General features: G+C 71.6%; 20 protein-coding genes. 4 read left to right on the top strand and 16 right to left on the bottom strand.

What is annotated here, in order from left to right:
* Nucleotides 1-101 precede the first annotated feature (101 nt).
* The 16 genes from ACFWRV_RS07920 to rsmH form a co-directional block, all read right to left on the bottom strand.
* Nucleotides 102-1253, bottom strand: a complete 1152-nt coding sequence (locus ACFWRV_RS07920) for a DivIVA domain-containing protein (RefSeq protein WP_030086687.1) — start codon at nt 1251-1253, stop codon at nt 102-104.
* Nucleotides 1254-1302: 49 nt separating this feature from the next.
* Nucleotides 1303-1587: a YggT family protein gene (locus tag ACFWRV_RS07915; protein ID WP_006123846.1), complete on the bottom strand. Its 285-nt coding sequence runs from the start codon at nt 1585-1587 to the stop codon at nt 1303-1305.
* A 91-nt stretch (nt 1588-1678) separates the two neighbouring features.
* Nucleotides 1679-2320 (bottom strand): cell division protein SepF, encoded by a 642-nt coding sequence (locus tag ACFWRV_RS07910; protein ID WP_010057900.1) that lies wholly within the window; start codon nt 2318-2320, stop codon nt 1679-1681.
* A gap of 125 nt (nt 2321-2445) precedes the next feature.
* The gene (locus tag ACFWRV_RS07905) at nt 2446-3165 is read right to left on the bottom strand and encodes a YggS family pyridoxal phosphate-dependent enzyme (RefSeq protein ID WP_384329864.1); all 720 of its coding nucleotides are present in this window, start codon (nt 3163-3165) and stop codon (nt 2446-2448) included.
* A gap of 6 nt (nt 3166-3171) precedes the next feature.
* Nucleotides 3172-3912, bottom strand: coding sequence for a peptidoglycan editing factor PgeF (pgeF, locus tag ACFWRV_RS07900; RefSeq protein ID WP_384329861.1), 741 nt, complete (start codon nt 3910-3912; stop codon nt 3172-3174).
* Nucleotides 3909-5132, bottom strand: coding sequence for a cell division protein FtsZ (ftsZ, locus tag ACFWRV_RS07895; protein ID WP_384329858.1), 1224 nt, complete (start codon nt 5130-5132; stop codon nt 3909-3911). The genes pgeF and ftsZ overlap by 4 nt, the downstream gene beginning before the upstream one ends.
* A gap of 276 nt (nt 5133-5408) precedes the next feature.
* The gene (locus ACFWRV_RS07890; protein ID WP_384329854.1) at nt 5409-6203 is read right to left on the bottom strand and encodes a cell division protein FtsQ/DivIB; all 795 of its coding nucleotides are present in this window, start codon (nt 6201-6203) and stop codon (nt 5409-5411) included.
* Nucleotides 6204-6265: 62 nt separating this feature from the next.
* Nucleotides 6266-7354, bottom strand: a complete 1089-nt coding sequence (gene murG / locus ACFWRV_RS07885; RefSeq protein WP_007451369.1) for an undecaprenyldiphospho-muramoylpentapeptide beta-N-acetylglucosaminyltransferase — start codon at nt 7352-7354, stop codon at nt 6266-6268.
* Nucleotides 7355-7360: 6 nt separating this feature from the next.
* On the bottom strand, nt 7361-8809 hold the full coding sequence (gene ftsW, locus ACFWRV_RS07880; protein WP_384329851.1) for a putative lipid II flippase FtsW: 1449 nt from the start codon (nt 8807-8809) through the stop codon (nt 7361-7363).
* Between the two features lie 64 nt (nt 8810-8873).
* A complete protein-coding gene (gene murD / locus ACFWRV_RS07875; protein WP_384329848.1) occupies nt 8874-10316 on the bottom strand; it encodes a UDP-N-acetylmuramoyl-L-alanine--D-glutamate ligase in 1443 nt (480 codons plus the stop codon).
* Complete coding sequence (gene mraY / locus ACFWRV_RS07870; RefSeq protein WP_383262076.1) at nt 10298-11368, bottom strand: phospho-N-acetylmuramoyl-pentapeptide-transferase; 1071 nt, start codon at nt 11366-11368, stop codon at nt 10298-10300. The genes murD and mraY overlap by 19 nt, the downstream gene beginning before the upstream one ends.
* Nucleotides 11365-12786, bottom strand: a complete 1422-nt coding sequence (gene murF / locus ACFWRV_RS07865; protein WP_384329844.1) for a UDP-N-acetylmuramoyl-tripeptide--D-alanyl-D-alanine ligase — start codon at nt 12784-12786, stop codon at nt 11365-11367. Before murF ends, mraY begins: the two co-directional genes overlap by 4 nt.
* Nucleotides 12787-12790: 4 nt before the next feature.
* Nucleotides 12791-14506, bottom strand: a complete 1716-nt coding sequence (locus ACFWRV_RS07860; RefSeq protein ID WP_384329841.1) for a UDP-N-acetylmuramoyl-L-alanyl-D-glutamate--2,6-diaminopimelate ligase — start codon at nt 14504-14506, stop codon at nt 12791-12793.
* Nucleotides 14507-14546: 40 nt separating this feature from the next.
* A complete protein-coding gene (locus ACFWRV_RS07855) occupies nt 14547-16535 on the bottom strand; it encodes a peptidoglycan D,D-transpeptidase FtsI family protein (RefSeq protein WP_384329838.1) in 1989 nt (662 codons plus the stop codon).
* Nucleotides 16536-16539: 4 nt separating this feature from the next.
* Nucleotides 16540-17127: a septum formation initiator family protein gene (locus ACFWRV_RS07850; protein ID WP_384329835.1), complete on the bottom strand. Its 588-nt coding sequence runs from the start codon at nt 17125-17127 to the stop codon at nt 16540-16542.
* 64 nt (nt 17128-17191) lie between these two features.
* Nucleotides 17192-18157: a 16S rRNA (cytosine(1402)-N(4))-methyltransferase RsmH gene (gene rsmH / locus ACFWRV_RS07845; protein ID WP_384329832.1), complete on the bottom strand. Its 966-nt coding sequence runs from the start codon at nt 18155-18157 to the stop codon at nt 17192-17194.
* A 429-nt stretch (nt 18158-18586) separates the two neighbouring features.
* Between rsmH and ACFWRV_RS07840 the strand changes: the two genes are divergently transcribed.
* The 4 genes from ACFWRV_RS07840 to ACFWRV_RS07825 all read left to right on the top strand — a co-directional run bounded on the left by ACFWRV_RS07840 (nt 18587) and on the right by ACFWRV_RS07825 (nt 24234).
* Entirely contained in the window at nt 18587-19150 is a 564-nt protein-coding gene (locus ACFWRV_RS07840) for a beta-class carbonic anhydrase (RefSeq protein WP_384329829.1), read from the top strand.
* 250 nt (nt 19151-19400) lie between these two features.
* The gene (locus tag ACFWRV_RS07835) at nt 19401-20453 is read left to right on the top strand and encodes an AAA family ATPase (protein ID WP_384329826.1); all 1053 of its coding nucleotides are present in this window, start codon (nt 19401-19403) and stop codon (nt 20451-20453) included.
* Nucleotides 20453-21820: a DUF58 domain-containing protein gene (locus tag ACFWRV_RS07830; RefSeq protein ID WP_384329823.1), complete on the top strand. Its 1368-nt coding sequence runs from the start codon at nt 20453-20455 to the stop codon at nt 21818-21820. Before ACFWRV_RS07835 ends, ACFWRV_RS07830 begins: the two co-directional genes overlap by 1 nt.
* Nucleotides 21817-24234 (top strand): DUF3488 and DUF4129 domain-containing transglutaminase family protein, encoded by a 2418-nt coding sequence (locus ACFWRV_RS07825; protein ID WP_384329820.1) that lies wholly within the window; start codon nt 21817-21819, stop codon nt 24232-24234. The genes ACFWRV_RS07830 and ACFWRV_RS07825 overlap by 4 nt, the downstream gene beginning before the upstream one ends.
* Nucleotides 24235-24294: the final 60 nt, after the last annotated feature.

The following is a 24294-nucleotide window of genomic DNA, read 5'->3' as shown; positions in this document are numbered from 1 at the left end:
GCGAACACGGCCGAGCCCACGACAAAGGGCCGGGCCCCGGTAAAGCCGGGGGCCCGGCCCTCAGCCTGCCGACGGCTACGCGCTCAGCGAGCGCGAACCGCTCAGTTGTCGTCCTCGTCGATCAGGAACCCACGCATCGGCGACGGCGCCTGCTGCATCGGCTGCGGCGCCTGCGGCCGCACCGGCGCCATCGGCTGCGTCATCGCGGGCGACATCTGCTGCTGACCGCCGTAGGACGGAGCACCGCCCATCGACTGGCCGCCACCCATCTGCTGGCCGCCGTGGCCACCGTGGTTGGAGCCGCCCATGGAGTGACCCATCGCACCCGCACCGGCCGGGGCCAGCGAGGGGGACGGCGGCAGCGAAGCGGCTGCCGGCGTCCGCGGCGGGGCGAGCGAGTCGTCCGCCTGGGTCTCCAGCTGACGCAGCTGGCTCTCCAGGTAGGACTTCAGCCGCGTGCGGTACTCGCGCTCGAAGCCACGCAGGTCCTCGACCTTGCGCTCCAGCGTCGCGCGGGCCGACTCCAGCGAGCCCATCGCCACGCGGTGCTTCTCCTGCGCGTCCCGCTCCAGGGCATCGGCCTTGGCGCGCGCGTCGCGCTCCAGGCCCTCGGCACGGCTGCGCGCCTCGCCGACGATCTTGTTGGCCTCGGAACGGGCCTCCGCGATCGCCTGGTCAGCGGTCTGCTGCGCGAGCGAGAGGACACGGGCGGCGCTGTCGCCACCGGGGCCCTGTCCCTGCTGCTGCATCTGCGGCGGCTGCATCTGCTGCATCTGCTGCTGCTGGGGGTGCTGACCCATGGGGCCGCCCATCGGGCCACCCATGGGACCGCCCTGCATCGGGCCGGGGCCGTGCGGGCCCTGCGGACCGGGGCCGTGGCCACCCTGGGGGCCATGACCGCTGGGACCTGCGGGCAGCTGCGGCGCGCCACCGGGCAGCTGGGGCGGACCCATCTGCGGGGGCTGCTGCTGCTGCGGCGGTCCAGATATGGCGGCGGGAACGGGCGCACCCGGGCGATCCTGCTGCTCCGGGGGCTTGCGCATACCCTGCTGCTGTTGCTGCTGCTGGTTCTGCGCGGCGGCGCGGGTCGCAGCGGCCAGTTTGGCGCGCAGGTCCTCGTTCTCACGGAGCAGACGGGTCAGCTCCGATTCGACCTCGTCGAGAAAGGCATCGACCTCGTCCTCGTCATAGCCTTCTCGGAGGCGGACGGTCGTGAACTGCTTGTTCCGCACGTCCTCGGGGGTCAACGGCATCTCTTCTTCACCTCTACGTAGTCGTCGGCAGTCGGCAAGACCGTATCGCTCACAACCTGACCACAACGCTGATCAGGATGTAGACGATGATCATCAGAACGAAGAAGGACAGGTCGAGTGCCACGCCCCCGAGACGCAGCGGCGGAATGAACCGCCGCAGAAGCTTGAGCGGTGGATCGGTGACAGTGTAGGTGGCCTCAAGTACGACCACCATCGCCTTGCCGGGTTGCCATGAACGTGCGAACTGGAAGACATAGTCCATGACCAGCCGGAAGATCAGCACGATGAGGAAACACATCAGCGCGATATAGACCACATCCAGTGCGACGCCCATGTCTCGCGCTTCCCTCTCCCCTGGCTCTCGTCAGCTCCGGCCTCGCGGCCGGCACCGGCCTTACGGCCGGGTCGTTCCCGGTGTCGTGTTCTCAGCTCTGGTTGAAGAATCCGCCCTCTGCGATGCGGGCCTTGTCCTCCGCCGTGACATCGACGTTAGCAGGCGACAACAGGAACACCTTCTGCGTCACGCGTTCAATGCTGCCATGGAGACCGAAGACGAGTCCCGCGGCAAAGTCGACAAGTCGCTTCGCGTCCGTATCGTCCATCTCCGTGAGATTCATGATCACCGGAGTGCCCTCACGGAAGTGTTCCCCGATGGTACGGGCCTCGTTGTAGGTCCTGGGGTGCAGCGTGGTGATGCGGTACGGCTCCCGCTCGGACACGACCTTGGGCATGATCACCGGTGCGTTCTTCTCCATGTTCGGGCGTTCAGGTGTGATGGATGCCACGGGCGCGATCCGGGCGGGTCGCACGCTTTCCGCGGGGAGCTGAACCGGCTCGCGCTGGGCGGGTGGTTGCACCACTCGTACCGGTTCGTCCCTTTCGCGCTCGCGTTCACGATCCCGCTCGCGTTCCCGCTCCACCTGGTGCGGGGGCTGATGCCGCCGCCGGTCGCGCTCGGGCTCCGGCTCAGGTTCGAATTCGTCATCGGGGTCGAACCCCGGACCGTCGTACCCATCGTCCTCCACGAGGCCGAGGTAGACCGCCATCTTGCGCATCGCGCCGGCCATGCTCCGAGTCCTCCGCTCTGTGGTGGATCGGCATTCGTCACCAAGTGCCCGCGATCCACTGTGGTCCACCCACCGTGAGTGGGAATGACCATATTTTCTGCTGTGGTCCGACTTGCTTCGCGACGTTACCCGAGCCGGGGTCGGACTCCGAGTACCGCCGTACCGACGCGTACATGTGTCGCTCCGGCCGCCACCGCGTCCTCCAGGTCCCCGCTCATACCTGCGGAGACCATGTTCGCAGCCGGATGACCGGCGCGCAGGCGGGATGAGATTTCCATCAGCCGGTCGAACGCGGCCCGTTGCCGGCCGGCGTACTCCCCGGCCAGCGGCGCCACGGTCATCAGTCCGTCGAGCCGGAGTCCGGGAGCCGCGCCGATCGCGGCCGCCAACTCCTCGACCCCGTCGGGCGCGACACCGCCGCGCTCACCGCGCTCACCGCTCTCCGCGTCCAGGGCGACCTGGATCAGGCAGCCGAGTTCGCGCTCCCCGCGCACCACGGCGGCGGAGAGAGCGGTGACCAGCTTGGCGCGGTCCACCGACTGCACCACATCGGCATAACTGGTCACGGAACGCACCTTGTTCGTCTGCAATTGTCCGACGAAGTGCCAGGTCAGCGAAAGATCAGCGCAAGCGGCGGCTTTGGGGGCCGCGTCCTGGTCGCGATTCTCGGCGACATGACGGACGCCGAGGTCATGCAGGATCCGCACGTCGCTCGCGGGGTAGGTCTTGGTGACCACGATCAGGGTCACTTCTTCCCGCTTGCGACCTGCGGCCGCACAGGAGGAGACGATCCTTTCCTCCACGTGTGCCAGATTCGCCGCGAGTTGAGCTTTACGGTCCGTCATGCCCTATCAGTCCAACCAGACATATCCGGCGAGCCGCCCGGTGACGCGGTCGCGGCGGTACGAGAAGTGGTCGCCCGATTCCAGGGTGCAGTACGGCGAGGAGTGCCGGTCCGTCACGCCGAGGGCGGCGAGCTGGGCGTGGACTCCGCCGGTGACGTCCACCGCCGGGGTACCCCAGCTGGTCTCGGACCTGGTGCCGGGGACGGCCTCGGCGACCTCGGCGCGCATCGCTTCCGGCACCTCGTAGCACCGTCCGCAGACGGCCGGTCCGGTGTGCGCGGTGATCCGGGACGGGTGTGCGCCGAGCGCGATCATGGCCTCGACCACCGCGGGCACGACTCCGGCGACCAGTCCCGGCCGCCCGGCGTGCGCCGCCCCGACGACGCCGGCGACCGGGTCGGCGAGAAGGACAGGGGTGCAGTCGGCGGTGAGGACCGCGAGCGGCAGCCCGCGCCGGGCGGTCACCACCGCGTCCACGGCCGGAATCTCCGCGTCCGCACCCCAGGGTCCGTCCACCACCGCGACGTCCCGGCCGTGCACCTGGTTCATCCAGACGACGAGCGCCGGATCGATGCCGAGGTCGCGGGCGGCACGCTCCCGGTTCGCGCCGACGGCGGCGGGGTCGTCACCGACCGCGCCGCCGAGGTTGAGCTCACCGTACGGAGCGGCGCTCACTCCGCCCCACCGGTCGGTGAAGGCGAAGTGAGCGCTGCCCGTGACGGGTTCCGCCCGGTGCTGATCTATCACTTCAAGAAGTCCGGTACGTCCAGCTCTTCGGCCTGAGTGTCCTGGTAGGGACGGGCCGGCGGGACGTGCGGCGGAGAGACGGGCGGAAGCGCGCTCTCGCTCGAAGCCGACGCGGGGGCGGGCTCGGCCGGGGCCGGGCTCTCCTCGCGCGGGGGTACCGAACCGAGTCCGCCCGTCGGGCGGGCGGGCTCGGCGGAGGACCTGGCCGGGGTGGCCGGCTCCTCGCGCTTGTTGCTGTTCGCGCCGAGGACGTTCTCCCGGCGGGCCGGCGGCTGTCCGCCGTCGAAGCCCGCGGCGATCACGGTGACCCGCACCTCGTCGCCCAGGGCGTCGTCGATGACGGCGCCGAAGATGATGTTGGCCTCGGGGTGCGCCGCCTCGCTCACCAGCTGAGCGGCCTCGTTGATCTCGAAGAGACCGAGGTCGCTGCCGCCGGAGATGGAGAGCAGGACCCCGCGGGCGCCGTCGATGGAGGCTTCCAGGAGGGGCGAGGAGATCGCCATCTCAGCGGCCGCCACCGCGCGGTCGTCGCCGCGCGCCGAGCCGATGCCCATGAGCGCCGAACCGGCCTCGGACATGACCGACTTGACGTCGGCGAAGTCGAGGTTGATCAGTCCGGGGGTGGTGATGAGGTCGGTGATGCCCTGGACACCCGAGAGCAGCACCTGGTCGGCCGACTTGAACGCGTCGAGCACGCTGACCTGACGGTCCGAGATGGACAGCAGGCGGTCGTTGGGAATGACGATGAGGGTGTCGACCTCTTCGCGGAGTTCGGCGATGCCGTCCTCCGCCTGGTTCGCGCGTCGCCGGCCCTCGAAGGTGAACGGGCGGGTGACCACGCCGATCGTCAGGGCGCCGAGCGAGCGCGCGATGTTGGCGACGACGGGTGCGCCGCCGGTGCCGGTGCCGCCGCCTTCTCCGGCGGTGACGAAGACCATGTCGGCCCCCTTGAGGACCTCCTCGATCTCCTCACGGTGGTCCTCTGCCGCCTTACGACCGACGGCCGGGTTCGCCCCGGCGCCGAGGCCCCGGGTGAGTTCGCGGCCGACGTCGAGCTTGACGTCGGCGTCGCTCATCAACAGGGCTTGTGCGTCCGTGTTGATCGCGATGAACTCGACGCCCTTGAGACCGACCTCGATCATTCGGTTGATGGCATTGACACCACCGCCGCCGACACCGATGACCTTGATGACTGCGAGGTAGTTCTGCGGTGCTGCCACGTCGAAGGCCTCTCGCCTCGAGTTACGTGTCGTCGCTCTGCGGTGGACCCGCGGCGACGACTGATGTCGATGGGGACGGTCCGAACGCCGACCCAAACCCTAACGTTCAAGTTTAGGGTTATCCGTGTGTCTGCTTCCTGGACTCTTCCGAACAGGACACTAAGTCGACAAGTGGCGCACGTTCAACGAACACGCCGAACCTCCCGTTTTTCTTTTCACCCTATGTGATCACCCGTAGCGCTGACCAACCAGGGTGCTGGCCAGCACAAATGCCCGTCAACTCGCCGATACCGCCGGGGCGGTGGGAGCGCTTACGTCGAACTGTCCCGCTTTGGGGGCGGCCTTCATGAGTGCGGCGAGGACGCGTGCCTTCACCGGGCCGTCCTCGCCGCTGCCCCAGGTCACCTCACGGTCCCGGGTGAGCCGCAGGGTGATCGCGTCGTACGAGGACACCAGGACGACCTCGACCTCCTCGGCGACACCCGCCGGAAGGTCGCCGGCGACCCGGACCGCTTCCCGCAACAGACGGTCATCGCCGAAGCGGCGCAGGCTCGCGGACGGTTCGGGCTTCAGCTCCAGCAGGGGCACGCCCTTCGGCGCCTTGTCCACGGTGGCGAAGCGCACGCCCTCGGCGTCCACTTCCACGAACTTCCCGCCCTTTTCGACCAGAAGGACCGGCTTTCGTTCCGTCACTTTAAGGCTGATGCCGTGCGGCCAGGACCGAACGACATCAACCGTGTCGATACGAGGCAACTTCTGGCGCAACCGGCGCTCCATGGCATCGGTGTCCACCGAGACCAGCGGGGCTCCGATCGGTGTGGCGGCAACCGCTTCCACCTCCTCGCGGGTCAGCACCTCGACGCCGCTCGTGCTGACCTTCTCGACGCGGAGCCAGGAGGAGCCGTAGAGCACCCAGATCGCGAACGCGGCGAGCAGGGCGACCGCGACGCCGATCAGGATCAGCAGGGTGCGGCGGCTGATCCGGGGCCCCTCGCGGCCGATGTGCGGCGGGCGGGCGGCGGTGTCCGCCCGCCCGGGTGCGCCGCGCTGGGCGGTCGTCGGTCCGGCCACGCTCGCTCCTTCGCCGGACCCGGGGCGCCCGCCCCGGGTCCGCACCGCATCGCGCCGTACGCCTAGCGGCGCGCGGCAATCGCTTCGTACACCATGCCGACGAGCAGGTCGTCGGCGTCGCGCCGGCCGAACTCGGCCGCGGCGCGGGACATTTCGTACAGCCGGTGGGGGTCGGACAGCACCGGCAGGACGTTGCCCTGCACCCATTCCGGGGTGAGCGCCGCGTCGTCCACCAGCAGGCCGCCGCCGGCGTTGACCACCGGCTGGGCGTTGAGCCGCTGTTCGCCGTTGCCGATGGGCAGCGGGACGTAGGCGGCGGGGAGCCCGACGGCGGAGAGTTCGGCGACGGTCATCGCGCCCGCGCGGCAGAGCATCATGTCGGCCGCGGCGTACGCGAGGTCCATCCGGTCCACGTACGGTACCGGGATGTAGGGCGGCATCCCGGGCATGTTGTCGATGCGCGGCAATTCGTTCTTCGGGCCGACCACATGGAGGATCTGGATCCCCGAGCGCTGGAGCAGCGGCGCGACCCGCTGCACGACCTCGTTGAGGTGGCGCGCGCCCTGGGAGCCGCCGGAGACCAGCAGCGTGGGCAGGTTGGGGTCCAGGCCGAAGGAGGCGCGGGCCTCCGGGCGGACCCGGGCGCGGTCCAGGGTGGCGATGGTGCGGCGCAGCGGGATGCCGATGTAGCGGGCCCCGCGCAGCTTGCTGTCCGGGGTGGAGACGGCGACCCCGTGGGCGTACCGCGAGCCGATCTTGTTGGCCAGGCCCGGCCGGGCGTTGGCCTCGTGCACCACGATCGGCACGCCGGCCCGCTTGGCGGCCAGGTAGCCGGGCAGGGCGACGTAGCCGCCGAAGCCGACCACGCAGTCCGCCTTGGTGCGCTCCAGGATCTGCTCGGCGGCCTTGATGGTGCCGCGCAGCCGGCCCGGTACGGTGATCAGTTCGGGCGTGGGCTTACGGGGCAGCGGGACCGCGGGGATGAGCGCCAGCTCGTACCCCCGCTCGGGTACGAGCCTGGTCTCCAGGCCGCGTTCCGTGCCGAGGGCAGTGATTCCCACGGTCGGGTCCTGCCTGCGCAGGGCGTCTGCGAGGGCAAGCGCGGGCTCGATGTGTCCGGCGGTCCCCCCGCCGGCGAGTACGACATGCACCGAAATTCACCGCTCTCCGGACGAACGCTTCTTGACGCGCCGTCTCATCGTCTTCCATCTCACCCGGGGCCTCCGCATGGCCAGGGCCGCCTTCGCCGCGGGGTCCTCCCGTGCGAAGGCGATCATCAGCCCGACCGCGAACATCGTCGGCAGCAGGGCCGATCCCCCGTAGGAGAACAGCGGGAGCGGGACCCCGGCGATCGGCAACAGGCCGAGCACCGCACCGATGTTGATCACGGCCTGGGCCGTGATCCACGTGGTCACGCCTCCCGCGGCATACCTCACGAAGGGGTCCTCCGTGCGTCCGGCCACGCGGATACCCGCATAGCCTAGAGCCGCGAACAGGGCGAGCACGGACAGCGTCCCCGCCAGACCCAGTTCCTCACCGGTGATCGCGAAGATGAAGTCGGTGTGCGGTTCCGGGAGTTGGCCCCATTTTTCCACACTCGCACCGAGCCCGGAACCGAACCATCCGCCGGAGGCCAGAGCGTAGATTCCGTGGGCGGCCTGCCAGCAGCCGTCCTCCGGGTCGGGCTCGCCGATGATGCCCATGCAGGAGAGCCTGGACATCCGGTTGGGGCTGGTCCAGATCAGCAGGAACGCGAGGACGGCGGCGAAACCGAGCACCCCGGCGAACAGCCGGGTGGGGGCGCCGGCCAGCCAGAGCAGACCGAACAGGATCGCCGTGAGAATGATCGCGGTTCCCATGTCGCCGCCGAGCATGATCAGTCCGAGCAGCATGAAGGCGACCGGCACCAGCGGCACGAGCATGTGCTTCCACTGCGTCAGCAACCGCTTGTCCTGCTTGCGGGCCAGCAGGTCCGCGCCCCACAGGATGAGGGCCAGCTTGCCGAACTCGCTGGGCTGGAGCTGGAACGGGCCGCCCAGATAGAGCCAGTTCTGGTTGCCGTTGACCGACATCCCTATCCCCGGCACCTGGACCAGGACCATCAGGAAGACGGTGACCATCAGCATCGGGTAGGCCAGCCCCCGGTGGAGCTTCACCGGCATCCGGGCGGCGATCAGCATCAGCCCGCCGCCGATGACGGCGGCGAGGAACTGCTTGCCGAAGAAGTAGGTCGCGGGCTTGCTGATGTCCAGCGCCTTGATCATCGAGGCGGAGTAGACCATCACCAGGCCCAGCACGGTGATCAGGAGGCTGGAGCCGAGGATCACGTAGTAGGCGGTCAGGGGGCGGTCCCAGGCCCGCCGTGCCCGCTCGTAGGTCCGGCGCGGTCCGCCGCCGCGTCCGGTGCGCGGGGTACGGGAGCCCGAGCCACCGCGTCCGGAGCCGCGGGGGGCCTCGGGGCGCCGGGCGCCGGTGGCGAGCCGTCCGCGCAGAGCGAGTCCGGGGGGCAGGGGGACGTCGGCGGGTGCGGGCCCCACCGCGAGGGGGCGGGGCCGCGAGGCCCGTGCGCTCTCCCGCCGTACGGCGAATCTCTCGTCGGCCGGCATTGTCGCTGTCCCCTCCACTGCTCGTGCCCGGGGCCCGTGACCCCGGGCGCGGAGGCCCGGTCGGTCAGGCGCTCTCGTCGGCGCGTGCGCGGACCGCGTCCGCGAACGCATCGCCCCGCTTGTTGTAGTTGGTGAACATGTCCATCGAGGCACAGGCCGGGGCCAGCAGTACCGTATCGCCCGGCCGGGCGAGCTCGGCCGCCCGTGCGACCGCTTCGGACATCGCCCCAGTGTCGGTCCGGTCGAGGTCGACCACCGGGACTTCCGGGGCGTGTCGCGTCAGGGCTTCGTGGATCAGGGCGCGGTCGGCGCCGATCAGCACGACCCCGCGCAGCCGCTTCGCCGCGCCGGTGACCAGCTCGTCGAAGGTGGCGCCCTTGGCCAGTCCGCCCGCGATCCAGACGATGGAGTCGTAGGCGGCCAGGGAGGCCTCGGTGGCGTGGGTGTTGGTGGCCTTGGAGTCGTCGACGTAGGCGACCTCGTCGATGTCCGCGACGTGTTCGATGCGGTGGGCGTCCGGCCGGAAGGCGCGCAGCCCGTCGCGGACGGCGGTCGGCTCCACGCCGAAGGCGCGGGCCAGCGCGGCGGCCGCGAGGGCGTTGGCGATGTTGTGCGGGGCCGGCGGGTTGACGTCGGAGACCTCGGCCAGCTCCTGGGCCTGCTTCTGGCGGTTGGCGACGAACGCCCGGTCGACGAGGATGCCGTCGACCACGCCGAGCTGCGAGGGGCCGGGGGCGCCGAGGGTGAAGCCGATGGCGCGGCAGCCCTCCTCGACATCGGCCTCGCGGACCAGGTCCTCGGTGGCCGGGTCGGCGACGTTGTAGACGCAGGCCACCGTGTTGCCCTCGTAGACGCGGCCCTTGTCGGCGGCGTACGCCTCCATCGAGCCGTGCCAGTCGAGGTGGTCGGGAGCCAGGTTGAGGACGGCCGCGGAGTGGGCGCGCAGGGAGGGCGCCCAGTGCAGCTGGTAGCTGGAGAGTTCGACGGCGAGGACGTCGTACTCCGTCTCGCCGAGCACGGCGTCCAGCAGCGATACGCCGATGTTGCCGACGGCCGCGGTGCGCAGGCCCGCCGCCTCCAGGATCGAGGCCAGCATCCGCACGGTGGTGGTCTTGCCGTTGGTGCCGGTGACCGCGAGCCAGGGCGCGGCCTTCCTGCCGTTGTCGCCGCGCAGTCGCCAGGCCAGTTCGACGTCGCCCCAGACCGGGACGCCCGCCTCGGCGGCAGCCAGGAAGAGCGGCTTGTCCGGCTGCCAGCCGGGGGCGGTGACGACGAGTTCCGTGGACGGCGGCAGGGTCGCGCCGTTGCCGAGGCGCACGGTGATGCCGAGCGCCTCCAGTTCGGCCGCCTGCGCGCGGGCGCGTTCGTCGTCGCCGTCGTTGACGACGGTGACGAGCGCGCCGCGCTCGTGCAGGGCGCGGGCCGCGGGGATTCCGCTGACGCCGAGCCCGGCGACGGTGACGTGCTTGCCCTGCCAGTCCACGGTGCTCACTTCTTGGCTGCCCATCCCGCGTAGAAGAGGCCGAGTCCGACGATCACGCACATGCCCTGGATGATCCAGAAGCGGACCACCACCAGGACTTCGGACCACCCCTTGAGTTCGAAGTGGTGCTGGAGCGGCGCCATCCGGAAGACCCGCTTGCCGGTCATCTTGAACGAGCCGACCTGGATGACCACGGACATGGTGATCATCACGAAGAGGCCGCCGAGGATGGCGAGCAGGAACTCGGTGCGGGACAGGATCGCGAGGCCCGCGAGGGCGCCGCCGAGGGCGAGCGAGCCGGTGTCGCCCATGAAGATCTTGGCGGGCGAGGTGTTCCACCACAGGAAGCCGAAGCAGGCGCCCATCAGGGCCGCGGCGACGACGGCAAGGTCGAGCGGGTCGCGTACCTCGAAACAGGCGCTGGGGTTGGTCAGGTTGTCCGCGTTGGCGCAGGACTCCTGGAACTGCCAGAGGCCGATGAAGGTGTAGGCGCCGAAGACCATCACCGAGGCGCCGGTGGCCAGTCCGTCGAGGCCGTCGGTGAGGTTCACGCCGTTGGACATGGCCAGGATCATGAACAGCGCCCAGACGCAGAACAGCACCGGGCCGATCGACCAGCCGAAGTCCTCGACGAACGAGAGCCGGGTGGAGGCCGGGGTGTAGTTCATGGAGTTGGGGAACTGGAGCGACAGCACCGCGAAGGCGATGCCGACGATCAGCTGTCCGGCCATCTTCGCCTTGGCCCGCAGACCGAGCGAGCGCTGCTTGACGATCTTGATGTAGTCGTCGAGGAAGCCGACGAGGCCCATGCCCGCCATGAGGAAGAGCACGAGGACGCCGGAGTAGCGGATGTCCTCGCCCGTGATGACCTTCGCGAGGAGGTACGCGATGATCGTCGCCAGGATGAAGGCGATGCCGCCCATCGTGGGCGTGCCCTTCTTGCTGCCGTGGGTGCGCGGGCCGTCGTCCCGGATGAACTGCCCGTAGCCCTTGCGGGCCAGCAGCTTGATCAGCAGCGGGGTACCGACCAGGGTCAGGAAGAGCCCGATGGCCCCCGCGAAGAGGATCTGCCTCATCGGCCGGCGACCTCGCCCTCGGTCGCGTTCTCCAGCAGTGCCTGGGCGACCTTCTCCAGGCCGACCGACCGGGACGCCTTCACCAGCACGACGTCTCCCGGGCGCAGTTCACTGCGCAACAGGTCGACGGCCGCCTGTGCGTCGGACACGTGCACCGACTCCTCACCCCACGAACCCTCGTTATATGCGCCCAGTTGCAGCCAGGAGGCTTCTCTCCCCCCGACAGCGACGAGCTTGCTGACGTTGAGCCGGACGGCGAGCCGTCCGACCGCGTCGTGCTCGGCGAGCGACGCGTCACCGAGCTCGGCCATCTGACCGAGCACCGCCCAGGTGCGCCCCCCGTCGCCCTGCCGGGCCTGGCCCATGGCAGCCAGCGCACGCAGTGCGGCTCTCATGGATTCGGGGTTCGCGTTGTAGGCGTCGTTGACGACCGTCACACCGTCCCCGCGCTCGGTGACCTCCATGCGCCAGCGGGAGAGGGTGCCCGCCTCCGAGAGCGCATCGGCGATCTCGGTCACGGACATGCCCAACTCATGGGCGACGGCGGCCGCGGCGAGCGCGTTCGACACGTGGTGCTCACCGTACAGGCGCATGGTCACGTCGCTGCACCCGGTGGGTGTGTGGAGCTCGAAGGCGGGCCGCCCGTCGGGGGTCATCCGGACCTTCTCGCCCCGTACGTCCGCTTCGGGGGCTTCGCCGAAGAGCAGGACGCGGGCCTTGGTGCGCGAGGCCATGGCACGGACGAGGGGGTCATCCGCGTTGAGCACGGCACAGCCGTCCTCGGGGAGGCCCTCGACCATCTCGCCCTTCGCCTGGGCGATGGCCTCCCGGCTGCCGAACTCGCCGAGGTGCGCGGAGCCGACGTTGAGGACCAGGCCGATCCGCGGCGGGGTGAGCTCGGTGAGGTAGCGGATGTGGCCGATGCCGCGGGCGCCCATCTCCAGGACCAGGTGCTCGGTCTCGGCGGTGGCGGTCAGGGCGGTGAGCGGGAGCCCGATCTCGTTGTTGAGGGACCCGGGTGTCCAGACGGTCGGGCCGTGGCGCTGGAGGAGCTGCGCGATCAGGTCCTTGGTGGACGTCTTGCCCGCGGAGCCGGTGAGGGCGACGACGCTGGTGCCGAGGCGTTCCACGGCGGCCCGGGCGAGGGCTCCGAGCGCGCCGACGACGTCGTCCACGACGATCGCCGGAACGCCGACGGGACGGGCCGCCAGGACGGCTGCCGCGCCCGCCTCGACGGCGCGCCGGGCGTAGTCGTGGCCGTCGACCCGTTCGCCGGCGAACGCGGCGAACAGGCTGCCGGGCGCGACCTCCCGGGAGTCGATGACGACGGGTCCGGTCACGGTGACTGCCGGATCCGGTATGTCGTGCGTCTGCCCGCCGACGATTTCGGCGATCTCGGCGAGGGAAAGGGTGATCACTTGGTCATCCCTGACTGTTGTTCTCGTGGTGAGGGGCACGGTCGGCGCCGGGGTGCGCCAGGGACCGCTCGATGGCTGCGTGCAGGACCTTGCGGTCGTCGAAGGCGCGTACCACTCCGTGGATGTCCTGGCCCTGTTCGTGTCCCTTGCCCGCGACGAGGACGGTGTCGCCCGGTTCGGCGCGGGCGACGGCGGCGGCGATGGCGGAGGCCCGGTCGGCGTCGACCAGCACGTCGCCGCGTTCGTGGACGGGGACTTCGGCCGCGCCGGAGAGCATCGCGGCGAGGATCGCGAGGGGGTCCTCGGAGCGGGGGTTGTCGGAGGTCAGTACGGCGGTGTCGGCGAGGCGGGCCGCCGCGGCCCCCATCGGGCCGCGTTTGGTGGTGTCGCGGTCGCCGCCGCAGCCGAGGACGATGTGCACCTGGCCCTCGGTGACCTTGCGCAGGGAGCGCAGTACGGACTCGACGGCGTCGGTCTTGTGCGCGTAGTCGACGACGGCGAGATAGGGCTGTCCGGCGTCCACCCGCTCCAGCCGGCCGGGGACCCCGGGGACGGCGGCGACGCCGTCGGCGGCGATCTGCGGGTCGACGCCCGCGACGGCCAGCGTGACGATCGCGGCGAGGGTGTTGGCGACGTTGAACGGGCCGGGCAGCGGGGCGCGGGCGGTGATCCGCTCGCCCTTGGGACCGACGGCGGTGAAGGTGCTGTCCTGCGGGCCGACCTCGACGTCCTCGGCGTGCCAGTCGGCGTCCGGGTGGCCCTCGGCGGAGAAGGTGGTGACCGGGACGCCCGACTCGGCGATGAGCCTGCGGCCGTACTCGTCGTCGAAGTTGACCACGCCGCGGTGGCTGCGCTCGGGGGTGAAGAGCTGGGCCTTGGCCTGGAAGTAGTCCTCCATGCCGGAGTGGAACTCCATGTGCTCCGGGCTGAGGTTGTTGAAGACGGCGACGTCGAAGACGCAGCCGTCCACCCGGCCGAGCACCAGGGCGTGGCTGGAGACCTCCATCGCGACGGCCTCGACACCGCGTTCGCGCATGACGGCGAACAGGGCCTGGAGGTCGGTGGCTTCGGGGGTGGTGCGCTCGGACTTGATGCGCTCGTCGCCGATCCGCATCTCGACGGTGCCGATCAGCCCGGTCGGGCGTCCGGCGGCGCGCAGTCCGCCCTCCACGAGGTACGCGGTGGTGGTCTTGCCGGAGGTTCCGGTGATGCCGATCTGGAGCAGGCCGATGCCGGGCCGCCCGTAGATGTCGGCGGCCAGCTCGCCCATCACGGCGCGCGGGTCCTCGGTGACCAGGACCGGCAGGCCGGTGGCGGCGGCGCGTTCGGCGCCGGTGGGGTCGGTGAGGACAGCGACGGCTCCGAGGCCCGCGGCCTGGGCCGCGAAGTCGGCGCCGTGGAGGCGGGCGCCGGGCAGGGCCGCGTACACGTCGCCCGGCCGCACGGCCCGCGAGTCGTGCGTGATGCCGGTGACGTCACCGCTCCCGGCGGTTTCGACGCCGAGCCGGTCGGCCAGCTCGCCGAGAGGGGTGGGCCGGAGCCGGTCCGGTCGGGGCGCTCCCGGGTAGGTCACAGGCGCGTCCTTCTGAGAGGTTTGGGACTGATCAGCGTGGGGCACGGCGGTGAGCGTACCGGGCCGGTGCGGGCTCTCGCGAAGCGAGGGACCCTGGTTCCGGCGGTTCTCGTTCCGGTTCCCGGGGTCGGGGGTGATCGTTGTCACTGAGGGTTCCCTTGGAGGAGATGCTCGCGCATCCCCGTGTTCACTCGCCGGGCTTGAAGGACACCGGCAGCCGGGGCGGCTTGCTGCCGGACGGTGGGGTCTGGAGCGTCTTGAGCGCGAACTCCATGACCTGCTTGTAGATCGGGCCGCAGATCTGGCCGCCGAAGTAGCTGCCCTTGGTGGGGTTCTGGATCGCGCAGTAGACCGTGACCTGCGGGTTGTCGGCGGGGGCGAAGCCCGCGAAGGAGGCGGTGTAGCCCTTGTAGACGCCGCGCACGGGGTCGACCCGGTTGGCGGTTCCGGTCTTGCCCGCGACCCGGTAGCCGGGGATGGCGGCCTTGGTGCCGGTGCCTTCGCTGTCGTCGACGACGGACTCCAGCATGGTCGCCAGGGTCTTGGCGGTCTTCGGGCTGACGACCCGGTTCTCCTCGGGGGCCTCGACCGGGGAGAAGCGGCCGTCGGAGCCCTTGGTGCCGCGGACGAGGGTGGGGGCGACCCGTACGCCTCCGTTGGCGATGGTGGAGTAGACCGAGGCGGCCTGGACGGCGTTGAGGGAGAGGCCCTGGCCGAAGGGGATCGTGTACTGCTGCGAGGTCGACCAGTTCTTCGGGTGGGCCAGCAGGCCGGGCGACTCGCCGGGGTAGCCGAGCCCGGTCTTCTTGCCGAGGCCGAACTTCCGCAGGTAGTCGTAGAGGACCTTGTTCGACTCCGCCTGGGTCTTGCCGAGCTGACCGGTCGCCAGGATGGTGCCGATGTTGCTGGACTTGGCGAGCACCCCGTTGAGCGTGAGATACCAGGTGGGGTGGTCGACGTCGTCCTTGAAGAGGCGGTCGCCCCGGTGCAGCCGGTTGGGGACGGTGACATGGGTGCCGGGGGTGGCGGCCCCCTCCTCCAGCACGGCGGCGATCGACATGACCTTGCTGGTGGAGCCGGGCTCGTACACGTCCTGGAGGGCCGCGTTGCCGAGCGAGGCGGAGGTGGCCTCGGAGAGGTCGTTGGGGTCGTAGCCGGGTGAGTTGGCCATGGCCAGCAGCTCGCCGGTCTTCGTGTTCTGCACGATGACGTAGCCCCGGTCGGCCTTGGACTTCGCGACCTGGTCGCTGATGGCCTTCTGCGCGGCCCACTGGATGTCGCGGTCGATGGTCAGCTCGATGTCGGAGCCGGGCACGGCCGGGATCTCGCTGCTGCCCGCGGTGGGGACCCGCCGGCCGCCCGCCTGGGCGTAGCGGATCTTGCCGTCCTCGCCCGCGAGTTCCTTGTTCAGCTGCGATTCGAGGCCGCCGCCGCCCTTGCCGTCGGCGCTGACGAAGCCCAGTATTCCGGCGGCGAGGTCCCCGTTGGGATAGACGCGCCTGGTCGTCGGCTCCTGGAGGACGCCGGCCAGGACGTTGGCTCCGGGGCCGCCCTTCAGCTTGTCCTCGGACGCCTTCTCGGCGAAGACGGCCTTGAGGTCCTTGATCTGCTTCCAGACCTGGGGGGTCTGCCGGTAGGCGAGGACGGTGTAGCGGGACTTGGGCTTCGAGAGCTTCTCGACGAGCTCGTCGACGTCCTTGCCGAGGATCGGGGCGAGCAGGGCGGCGGCCTGCTGGGGCGCGTCGGGCGCTTTGCTCTCCTCGGGCAAGAAGAGCTTGGGGTCGGCCGTGATGTTGTGCGCGTCCACGCTGGTGGCGAGGGCGACACCCTTGCGGTCGGTGATCTCGCCGCGCTCGGCGGCGACCGTGTACTCCAGGTAGCGGTTCTTCTCGGCCTTGGCCGCGTACGCGCTGGCGTCGACGGCCTGGACCTGGAGCAGGCGGGCCACGAAAGCCAGCATGACCAGGGTCAGCCCGAGGCTGACGAGCCGGAGCCGGGGGCGCGGACTGCCCAGGCGCAGAGAGCGCGGTGCGCGTCCGCGCCGGGTGGTGCCGGCTGCCGCGGGCCGGGGGCGGCGGGCCGGTGGGCGCGCGCCCGAGCGACCGGATCCGGATCCTCCGTTACGGGGGCGGGCCGGACCGGGTACGCGGCGGCGCGGCGGATCCTTGGGCGGCACTGCGTCACCTGCCGGGGCTCGTCGGGGGCGGGCTGTTCTCCGCCGCGGGGGCGGCTGCGGGGTCGGACTCGGTCGCGGGTGAGGACCCGGAGGGCGACGCGGAGCCGGAGGGGCCGGCCGATGCGCCGGAGGCCGAGGGGCCGGCCGCCGGGGCTTCGGGGTCGGGTGCGGCGTCGGCCGAGGCACTGGGGCTCGGACTCGGGCTCGGGCTCGGCGGCGGGGCGGTCGCCTTCGTCGGCTTGCCGCGGACCGTGCCGTCGGGGTTCAGGAAGGCGGGGCTGCCGCCGGGGACCATGCCCAGCTCCCGGGCGCGGCGTTCCAGGGCGTCGGGCTGGGAGCGGCCGTCGACGTCGCGCTGGAGGGCCTGCTGCTCGTCGGTGAGCTCGGTGGTCTCCCGCTTCAGCTCGCTGAGCCTGAACGATCCTTCGTTGAGGGCCGAGTTCAGCAGGAGCAGGGTGATGAGTCCGCCGCCCAGGAGCAGGACGACCAGCAGGACGAAGGGGGTGCGGGCCGCGGTGCTGGGCCCGGTGGACGGCATCAGCCGGGCGAGCCGCGCGGCCCGCCCCTTCAGCGGTGCGGCCGGTTCGCTCACCGCAGGGCTCCCCTGGCGCCCGGCGCCGGGCTGCTGTCCTTCGGGCGACGCCGGGTCCCGGTGCTCATCGCTCCTCCTCGCGGATGCGCTGGGCGCCGCGCAGCCGGGCGGGGGCGGCGCGCCGGTTCTCGGCGACCTCCTCCTCGGTGGGCAGTTCGGCGCCCCGGGTGAGCTGCTTCAGCCGGGGCTGGTAGCGCTCGGGGACGACGGGCAGTCCGGGGGGCGCGGTGTTGGCCGCGCCGGCCGCGAAGACCTGCTTGACCAGCCGGTCCTCCAGCGAGTGGTACGACAGCACCGCGATGCGGCCACCGACGGCGAGGCACTGGACGGCGGCCGGGATGGCCCGCTCCAGGACGCTCAGCTCGCCGTTGACCTCGATGCGCAGCGCCTGGAAGGTCCGCTTGGCGGGGTTGCCGCCGGTGCGCTTGGCGGCCTGCGGCAGCGCGTCGCGGATCAGCTCGACGAGCCGGGCGCTGTTGCTGAACGGCTCCTTCTCGCGCTCGCGAACGACGGCGGAGACGATCCGCTTGGCCTGCTTCTCCTCGCCGTACGCGCGCAGGATCCGGACCAGCTCGCCGGGCGGGTAGGTGTTGAGCACCTCGGCGGCGCCCATGCCGGTGGACTGGTCCATGCGCATGTCGAGCGGCGCGTCCTGGGCGTAGGCGAACCCGCGGTCGGCCTCGTCCAGTTGCATGGAGGAGACGCCGAGGTCGAACAGCACGCCCTGGACCTTCGGGATCCCGAGGCGGGCGAGGACCTCGGGGAGTTCGTCGTAGACCGCGTGGACGAGGGTGGCCCGGTCGCCGTAGGGGGCGAGCCGTTCGCCGGAGAGGCGGAGCGCCTCCTTGTCGCGGTCCAGGGCGATCAGCCGGGCGGTGGGGAAGGAGGCGAGCAGGGCCTCGCTGTGACCGCCGAGGCCGAGGGTGCAGTCGACGACCACGGGCTCCGGGTGGGCCGGGTCCTGGAGAGCCGGGGCCAACAGGTCCAGACACCTCTGGAGCATCACCGGGACGTGTCGGGTCTGGCTCAATGCGCCCTCTCAGGCTCTGTCCCGCGCGGCCGGCACGTACGTCCTGGTCCCCGCCCGCTCTGAAGGGGAGGTCCGCCGGCGCCGGGGAAGAGGCGTCGGCCGACCGAGAGCGGGAGAGGGCCGGGTCGCACGTACGCCGCACATCACGGGGGAAAATGCGGAATATGCAGAAGGTGCGGGGCGGTGCGATGGGGCAGTGGGCGGGAAGGTGGATGGTGACTTCGCGTTACTTTAGTCCACCCTGCCATTCGATCGATTCGCGATCAACGAACCGCGCAGCGAGTCGCTCCACCCGACCGGATGCGGCGAACTCACCCGAACAGGTGCGTCCACCGGGTTCTGTGGGTTAGCTCACAACAAGCCGTGTTGACGTTCTTTGTCCGCTCTCACAGCCCGCTCCCGGCAGGTGGGAAGGCTAACGTCGTAGCCATGTCGACTTCTGCTCACTCCCCCGCCGAGTCCGTGACGTCCTCCGCCCCGGCGGTCCGCGAGGGGGGCCAGGTCACCGACCGCCTCGTCTCGCTGAACACCGAGTACGCGAAGGACTTCCGCGACCCGGGCATGGACGCGCGCCCGGTCCTCCAGGTCGCCGTGGTCGCCTGCATGGACGCCCGGCTCGACCTGCACGCCGCGCTCGGTCTGGAGCTCGGTGACTGCCACACCATCCGCAACGCGGGCGGTGTGGTCACCGAGGACGTGCTCCGTTCGCTGACCATCAGCCAGCGAGCGCTCGGCACCCGCAGCGTGGTCCTCATCCACCACACGAACTGCGGCCTGGAATCCCTCACCGAGGACTTCCGGCAGGACCTGGAGCGCGAGGTCGGCCAGCGTCCGGCTTGGGCCGTGGAGGCCTACACGGACGCCGACCAGGACGTGCGCCAGTCGATGCAGCGGGTGCGGACCTCGCCGTTCCTGCTGCACACCGACGACGTGCGCGGGTTCGTCTTCGACGTGACCACCGGCCTGCTGCGGGAGATCGACTCCGCTTCCTGAACGGACTCGCCTCGCCACCCGGCCCTCCGCCGCACCTCACGCACGCATCGCCGTGTCCCGCGGCGCCGAAATCGCGACAGACGCTGACTTTTCACACCCACTTATCCACAGGCGAGTGACACGAAGCGGTAACGGCAACAAGAATGCGGGTGTGACCTCCCCCGGGCCTTCCGGAGGAGTGTCCGATTTTCGGGGTGGGCCGCGCGGGTACGCGCGACGGCCCCTGCGCAAAAGGGCCGAGGAGGGCCGGGTGACGACCTATGACGATCGAGCGAGCCTCACGGATCTGACCACCACAGCAGAGCGGGTGCGCGCGTCGGTGGAGGGTGTGATCGAGGGCAAGCCCGAGGTCGTACGGCTATCGCTGACCGTGCTGCTCGCGGAGGGGCATCTCCTCATCGAGGACGTGCCCGGGGTCGGCAAGACCATGCTGGCCAAGGCGCTGGCGCGGTCCATCGACTGTTCGGTGCGGCGGATCCAGTTCACGCCGGACCTGCTGCCGTCGGACATCACCGGCGTGTCGATCTTCGACCAGCAGCGCCGGGAATTCGAGTTCAAGCCGGGCGCGATCTTCGCCCAGATCGTGATCGGCGACGAGATCAACCGCGCCTCGCCGAAAACGCAGTCGGCGCTGCTGGAGTCGATGGAGGAGCGCCAGGTCACCATCGACGGGCACAGCTACGAGCTGCCCGACCCGTTCATGGTGGTGGCCACCCAGAACCCGGTCGAGATGGAGGGCACCTACCCGCTGCCCGAGGCCCAGCGCGACCGCTTCATGGCCCGGGTCTCCATCGGCTACCCCAGCCCGGAGGCCGAGCTCCAGATGCTCGACGTGCACGGGGGCCTCTCCCCGCTGGACGATCTCCAGCCGGTGGCCCACGCCCACGACATCGTGAAGCTGATCGACGCCGTCCGCACGGTGCACGTCGCCGACGCCGTGCGGCGCTACGCCGTCGAGCTCGTCGGAGCCACCCGCAGCCATCCCGACCTCAGGCTCGGCGCCTCCCCGCGCGCGACGCTGCACCTGCTGCGCGCCGCGAAGGCGTCCGCCGCTCTCAGCGGGCGTGACTACGCCCTGCCGGACGATGTCCAGGCCCTGGCCACGCCGGTGCTCGCGCACCGGCTGCTGCCCACCGCCCAGGCCCAGCTGAACCGCCGTACGGCGGAGCAGGTGGTTCTGGAGATCATCCAGCGCACCCCCGTGCCGACGTCGGCCGGTGACACCGCGCCGCCCGTGCCGGGCGGGCGGGAGCCGGGCCGCCCGCTGTACCACCAGCAGCAGCCCGGGGCACGGCGGCTGTGATGGCGGCCGGCGAGCCCGGCGCCGTGGAGGACGGCGACCGGAAGGGCGGCCTCCGGGCAGCTCTGGGCGGACTGACCACCCGGGGACGCTCGTTCCTGGCCGCCGGTCTTGCCGCCGCCGTCTGCGCGTACGTCCTGGGCCAGGGCGACCTGCTGCGGGTCGGCCTGCTGCTGGCCGTGCTGCCCCTGGTCTGCGTGACCGTGCTCTACCGCACCCGCTACCGGGTGACAGGCACCCGGCGGCTCTCGCCGTCGCGGGTGCCCGCGGGCGCGGAGGCCCGGGTGCACCTGCGGATGGAGAACGTCTCCCGGCTGCCCACCGGTCTGCTGATGCTCCAGGACCGGGTGCCGTACGTCCTGGGCCCGCGCCCCCGCTTCGTGCTGGACCGGGTGGAGGCGGCCGGCCGGCGCGAGGTGTCCTACCGGGTCCGCTCCGACCTGCGCGGCCGCTATCCGCTCGGCCCGTTGCAGCTGCGGCTCAGCGACCCGTTCGGCATGTGCGAGCTGACGCGTTCCTTCAGCGCGTACGACACCCTCGTCGTCATTCCGCGTACGGTGCCGCTGCCCGCGCTGCGGCTGGCGGGCGAGGCCTCCGGCTACGGCGACGGGCGGCAGCGGTCGCTCGCGCTCGCCGGTGAGGACGACATCATCCCGCGCGGCTACCGGCACGGCGACGACCTGCGCCGGGTCCACTGGCGCTCCACCGCACGCCACGGCGAGCTGATGGTGCGCCGTGAGGAACAGCCGCAGCGGGCCAGATGCACGGTCCTGCTGGACACCCGGCAGATCGGCTACCAGGGCGCCGGGCCCGACTCGGCGTTCGAATGGGCGGTCTCCGGGGCGGCATCCGCCCTTCTGCACATGCTGGAGCGCGGCTTCGCCGTCCGGCTGCTCACCGACGACGGGAACGCGGTGCCCGGCCAGGGGTCCGACGGATTCGCCGGCTCGACCCAGGAGTCCGCGGACTCGGCCGGGCTGATGCTCGACACGCTCGCCGTGGTCGGCCACTCCGACGGCGGGGGCCTCAGCCGCGCCCATGACGTGCTGCGCGGCGGCAACGAGGGGCTGCTCATCGCCTTCTTCGGCGATCTGGACGAGGAACAGGCCGCGGTCGCGGCCCGGATGCGGCAGCGCGCGGGGGCCGGGGTCGCCTTCGTCCTGGACAGCGCCGCCTGGGCCGGCGACGAGAGCGCGGCGGGAGCGGCCGACGACCGGCTGCGACGGTTGCGCGAGTCCGGCTGGACGGCGGTGCCGGTGGAGCCGGGTGACGCGCTCCCCGAGCTGTGGCAGTTGGCCGGCGGGATGCGCACGGACACGCCGGCCGCCCCGAGCGGCGGCCCGACAGGTTTCGCGGGGGGATGGTCATGAGCGGGCGGGCCAGGCTGGCACTGAGCGCGTACGCGGCGACACTGCTGGCGGCGGGGGCGCTGATCCCGCTGGTGGAGGGGGTCGGCTGGCTGGTGCAGGCGGCGGTGCTCCTCGGCGTCCAGAGCGGGGTGGGCGCCCTCGCGCGCCGGGTTCCGCTGGCCCGGACGCTGACCATCGCCGCCCAGGCGGTGGTCACCCTGGTGCTGCTGACGCTGGTGTTCGCCCGGAGCCACGCCCTGCTGGGGGTGCTGCCCGGCCCGCAGGCGGTGATGCGGCTGGGCGAGCTGCTGGTGGCGGGCGGGGAGGACGTCGGTACGTACTCCACCCCGGCCCCGCTGACCGACGGCATCAAGCTGATGGTGGTCGGCGGGGTGATCCTGATCGGTCTCGCGGTGGACGCCATGGCGGTGACCTTCCGCAGCGCGGCCCCGGCCGGGCTGCCGCTCCTCGCCCTGTACTCGGTCGCGGCCGGCCTCTCCGACGGCGGAGCGGGCTGGCTGTGGTTCCTGCTGGCCGCCTCCGGCTATCTGCTGCTCCTGCTGGCGGAGGGCCGGGACCGGCTCTCCCAGTGGGGCCGCGTCTTCGGCGGCGCCGCGCGGAACACGGGCGGTCTGGCCGACGGACTGTCCGGTGTGAGCGGCGGGCCCTCCCCCGTCCGCACCGGGCGACGGATCGGCGTGCTGGCGCTCGGCATCGCCCTGGTGGCCCCGCTGGCCCTGCCCGCGCTGGACAGCGGTCTGCTGGGCGGCAGCGGACCGGGGAACGGCCGGGGCAGCGGCGGCGGCACCATCTCCGCGGTGAATCCGCTGGTCTCGCTCCAGAACAACCTCAACCAGCCGGAGAACCGGGAGGTGATGACGTACCGCAGCAACATCGAGGACCCGCAGAGCCTCTATCTCCGGATCCTGGCCCTGGACGAGTTCAACGGCAGCGAGTGGCGCTCCTCCACCCGGCGGCTGACGGACCTTCCCGACCGACTTCCGCAGCCCGCCGGGCTGGGCGGAGACGTCTCGGTCACCGAGGTCCGGACGAACATCTCCGCCTCGCGCTCCTACCAGCAGACGTATCTGCCGCTCCCCTACCCGGCGAGCGAGGTCCGCGTCGGCGGCCGGTGGCGGTACGAGCCCGAGGGCCGCACCCTGGTCGGCGACGACGGGCAGACAACCCGCGGCGCGCGGTACGAGGTCGGCAGTCTGGTCGTCGAGCCCACGGCGGAGCAGCTCGCGTCCGCGGGTGCGCCGCCCGAGGAGCTGCTCCGCGAGTACACCCAGGTCCCGGGCTCGCTGCCGGGCGTGGTCGCCGAGACCGCCGAGCGGGTCACGGAGGGCTCGGCGAACGCCTACGAGCGGGCCGTGAAGCTCCAGGACTGGTTCGCCTCCGAGGGCGGCTTCACCTACGACACGACGGTCACCTCGGGGACGGGGTCGTCCGCCATCGCCCGGTTCCTCCGTGACAAGGAGGGTTTCTGCGTCCACTTCTCGTTCTCGATGGCCGCGATGGCCCGGACGCTGGGCATCCCGGCCCGGGTCGCGGTGGGCTTCACCCCGGGCACCATGAAGTCGGACGGGGCGATCTCGGTCGGGCTGCGCGACGCGCACGCCTGGCCCGAGCTGTATTTCGAGGGCGTCGGGTGGACCCGGTTCGAGCCCACCCCGAGCCGCGGCAGCACTCCCTCGTGGACCCGCCCCGAGGTCCCCACGGACAGCGCGAGCGAGGCGGCCGAGCCCTCCACCGGCACCTCGGCCGCGCCGTCCGCCGTCCCCTCCGCCGAGGACAGCTGCCCCCCGCAGTTGCGCCAGGAAGGCGGGTGCGGGCCCTCGCCGGAGCCGGGAGCGGCGCTGCCGACCGACCGGGGCACCCCGGCCGGGACGGTGCTGCTGGTGATGCTCGTGGCGGTCCTGGTGCTGGTGCTGCCGTTGTCACCGCTGCTCTGGCGGAACCGGACGAGAAGCAGCCGGCTGGGCTCCGGGGGCCGGACGCCCGCGGACGCCGCCGCGCAGACGCTGGCCGCCTGGCGGGAGATCACCGACACGGCCTGGGACCACGGCATCGCGCCGGACGAGTCGCTGACGCCCCGGAAGGCGGCGGCCCGGATCGTGCGGCTGGGCCGGCTCGACACCACCGCGGCCGAGGCCGTGCACCGCGTCGCGAGCTCGGTGGAGCAGGTGCTGTACGCCCCCGAGCCGCGCCCCGCGCCCGGGCTGGCCGAGGACGCGTCGGCGGTACGGGCGGGTCTGCGGGCGTCGACGGGCCGCGGCACCCGGCTGCGGGCAACGCTTCTGCCCCGCTCGTCCGTCCGGGTGGTGTGGGCCCTCGCCGACCGTAGGACGGCGCTCGCGGAACGGTGGGCGGGCCGCCCGGGAGCCGGTCGCTGGACGGCCCGGCTGCGCCGCCTCACACGCCAGCACGGCTGAGGCGGGCGGGGGGCGACCGCGCGAAGGCCCCCGGCCCGGACCCTGTGCAGGGTCCGGGCC

It is taken from the genome of Streptomyces sp. NPDC058576 (assembly GCF_042718715.1).
In the GTDB taxonomy this organism is placed as follows: Bacteria; Actinomycetota; Actinomycetes; order Streptomycetales; family Streptomycetaceae; genus Streptomyces.
Note: the sequence above shows the minus strand (reverse complement) of the source record. Positions and strands in the feature narration are given on the sequence as shown.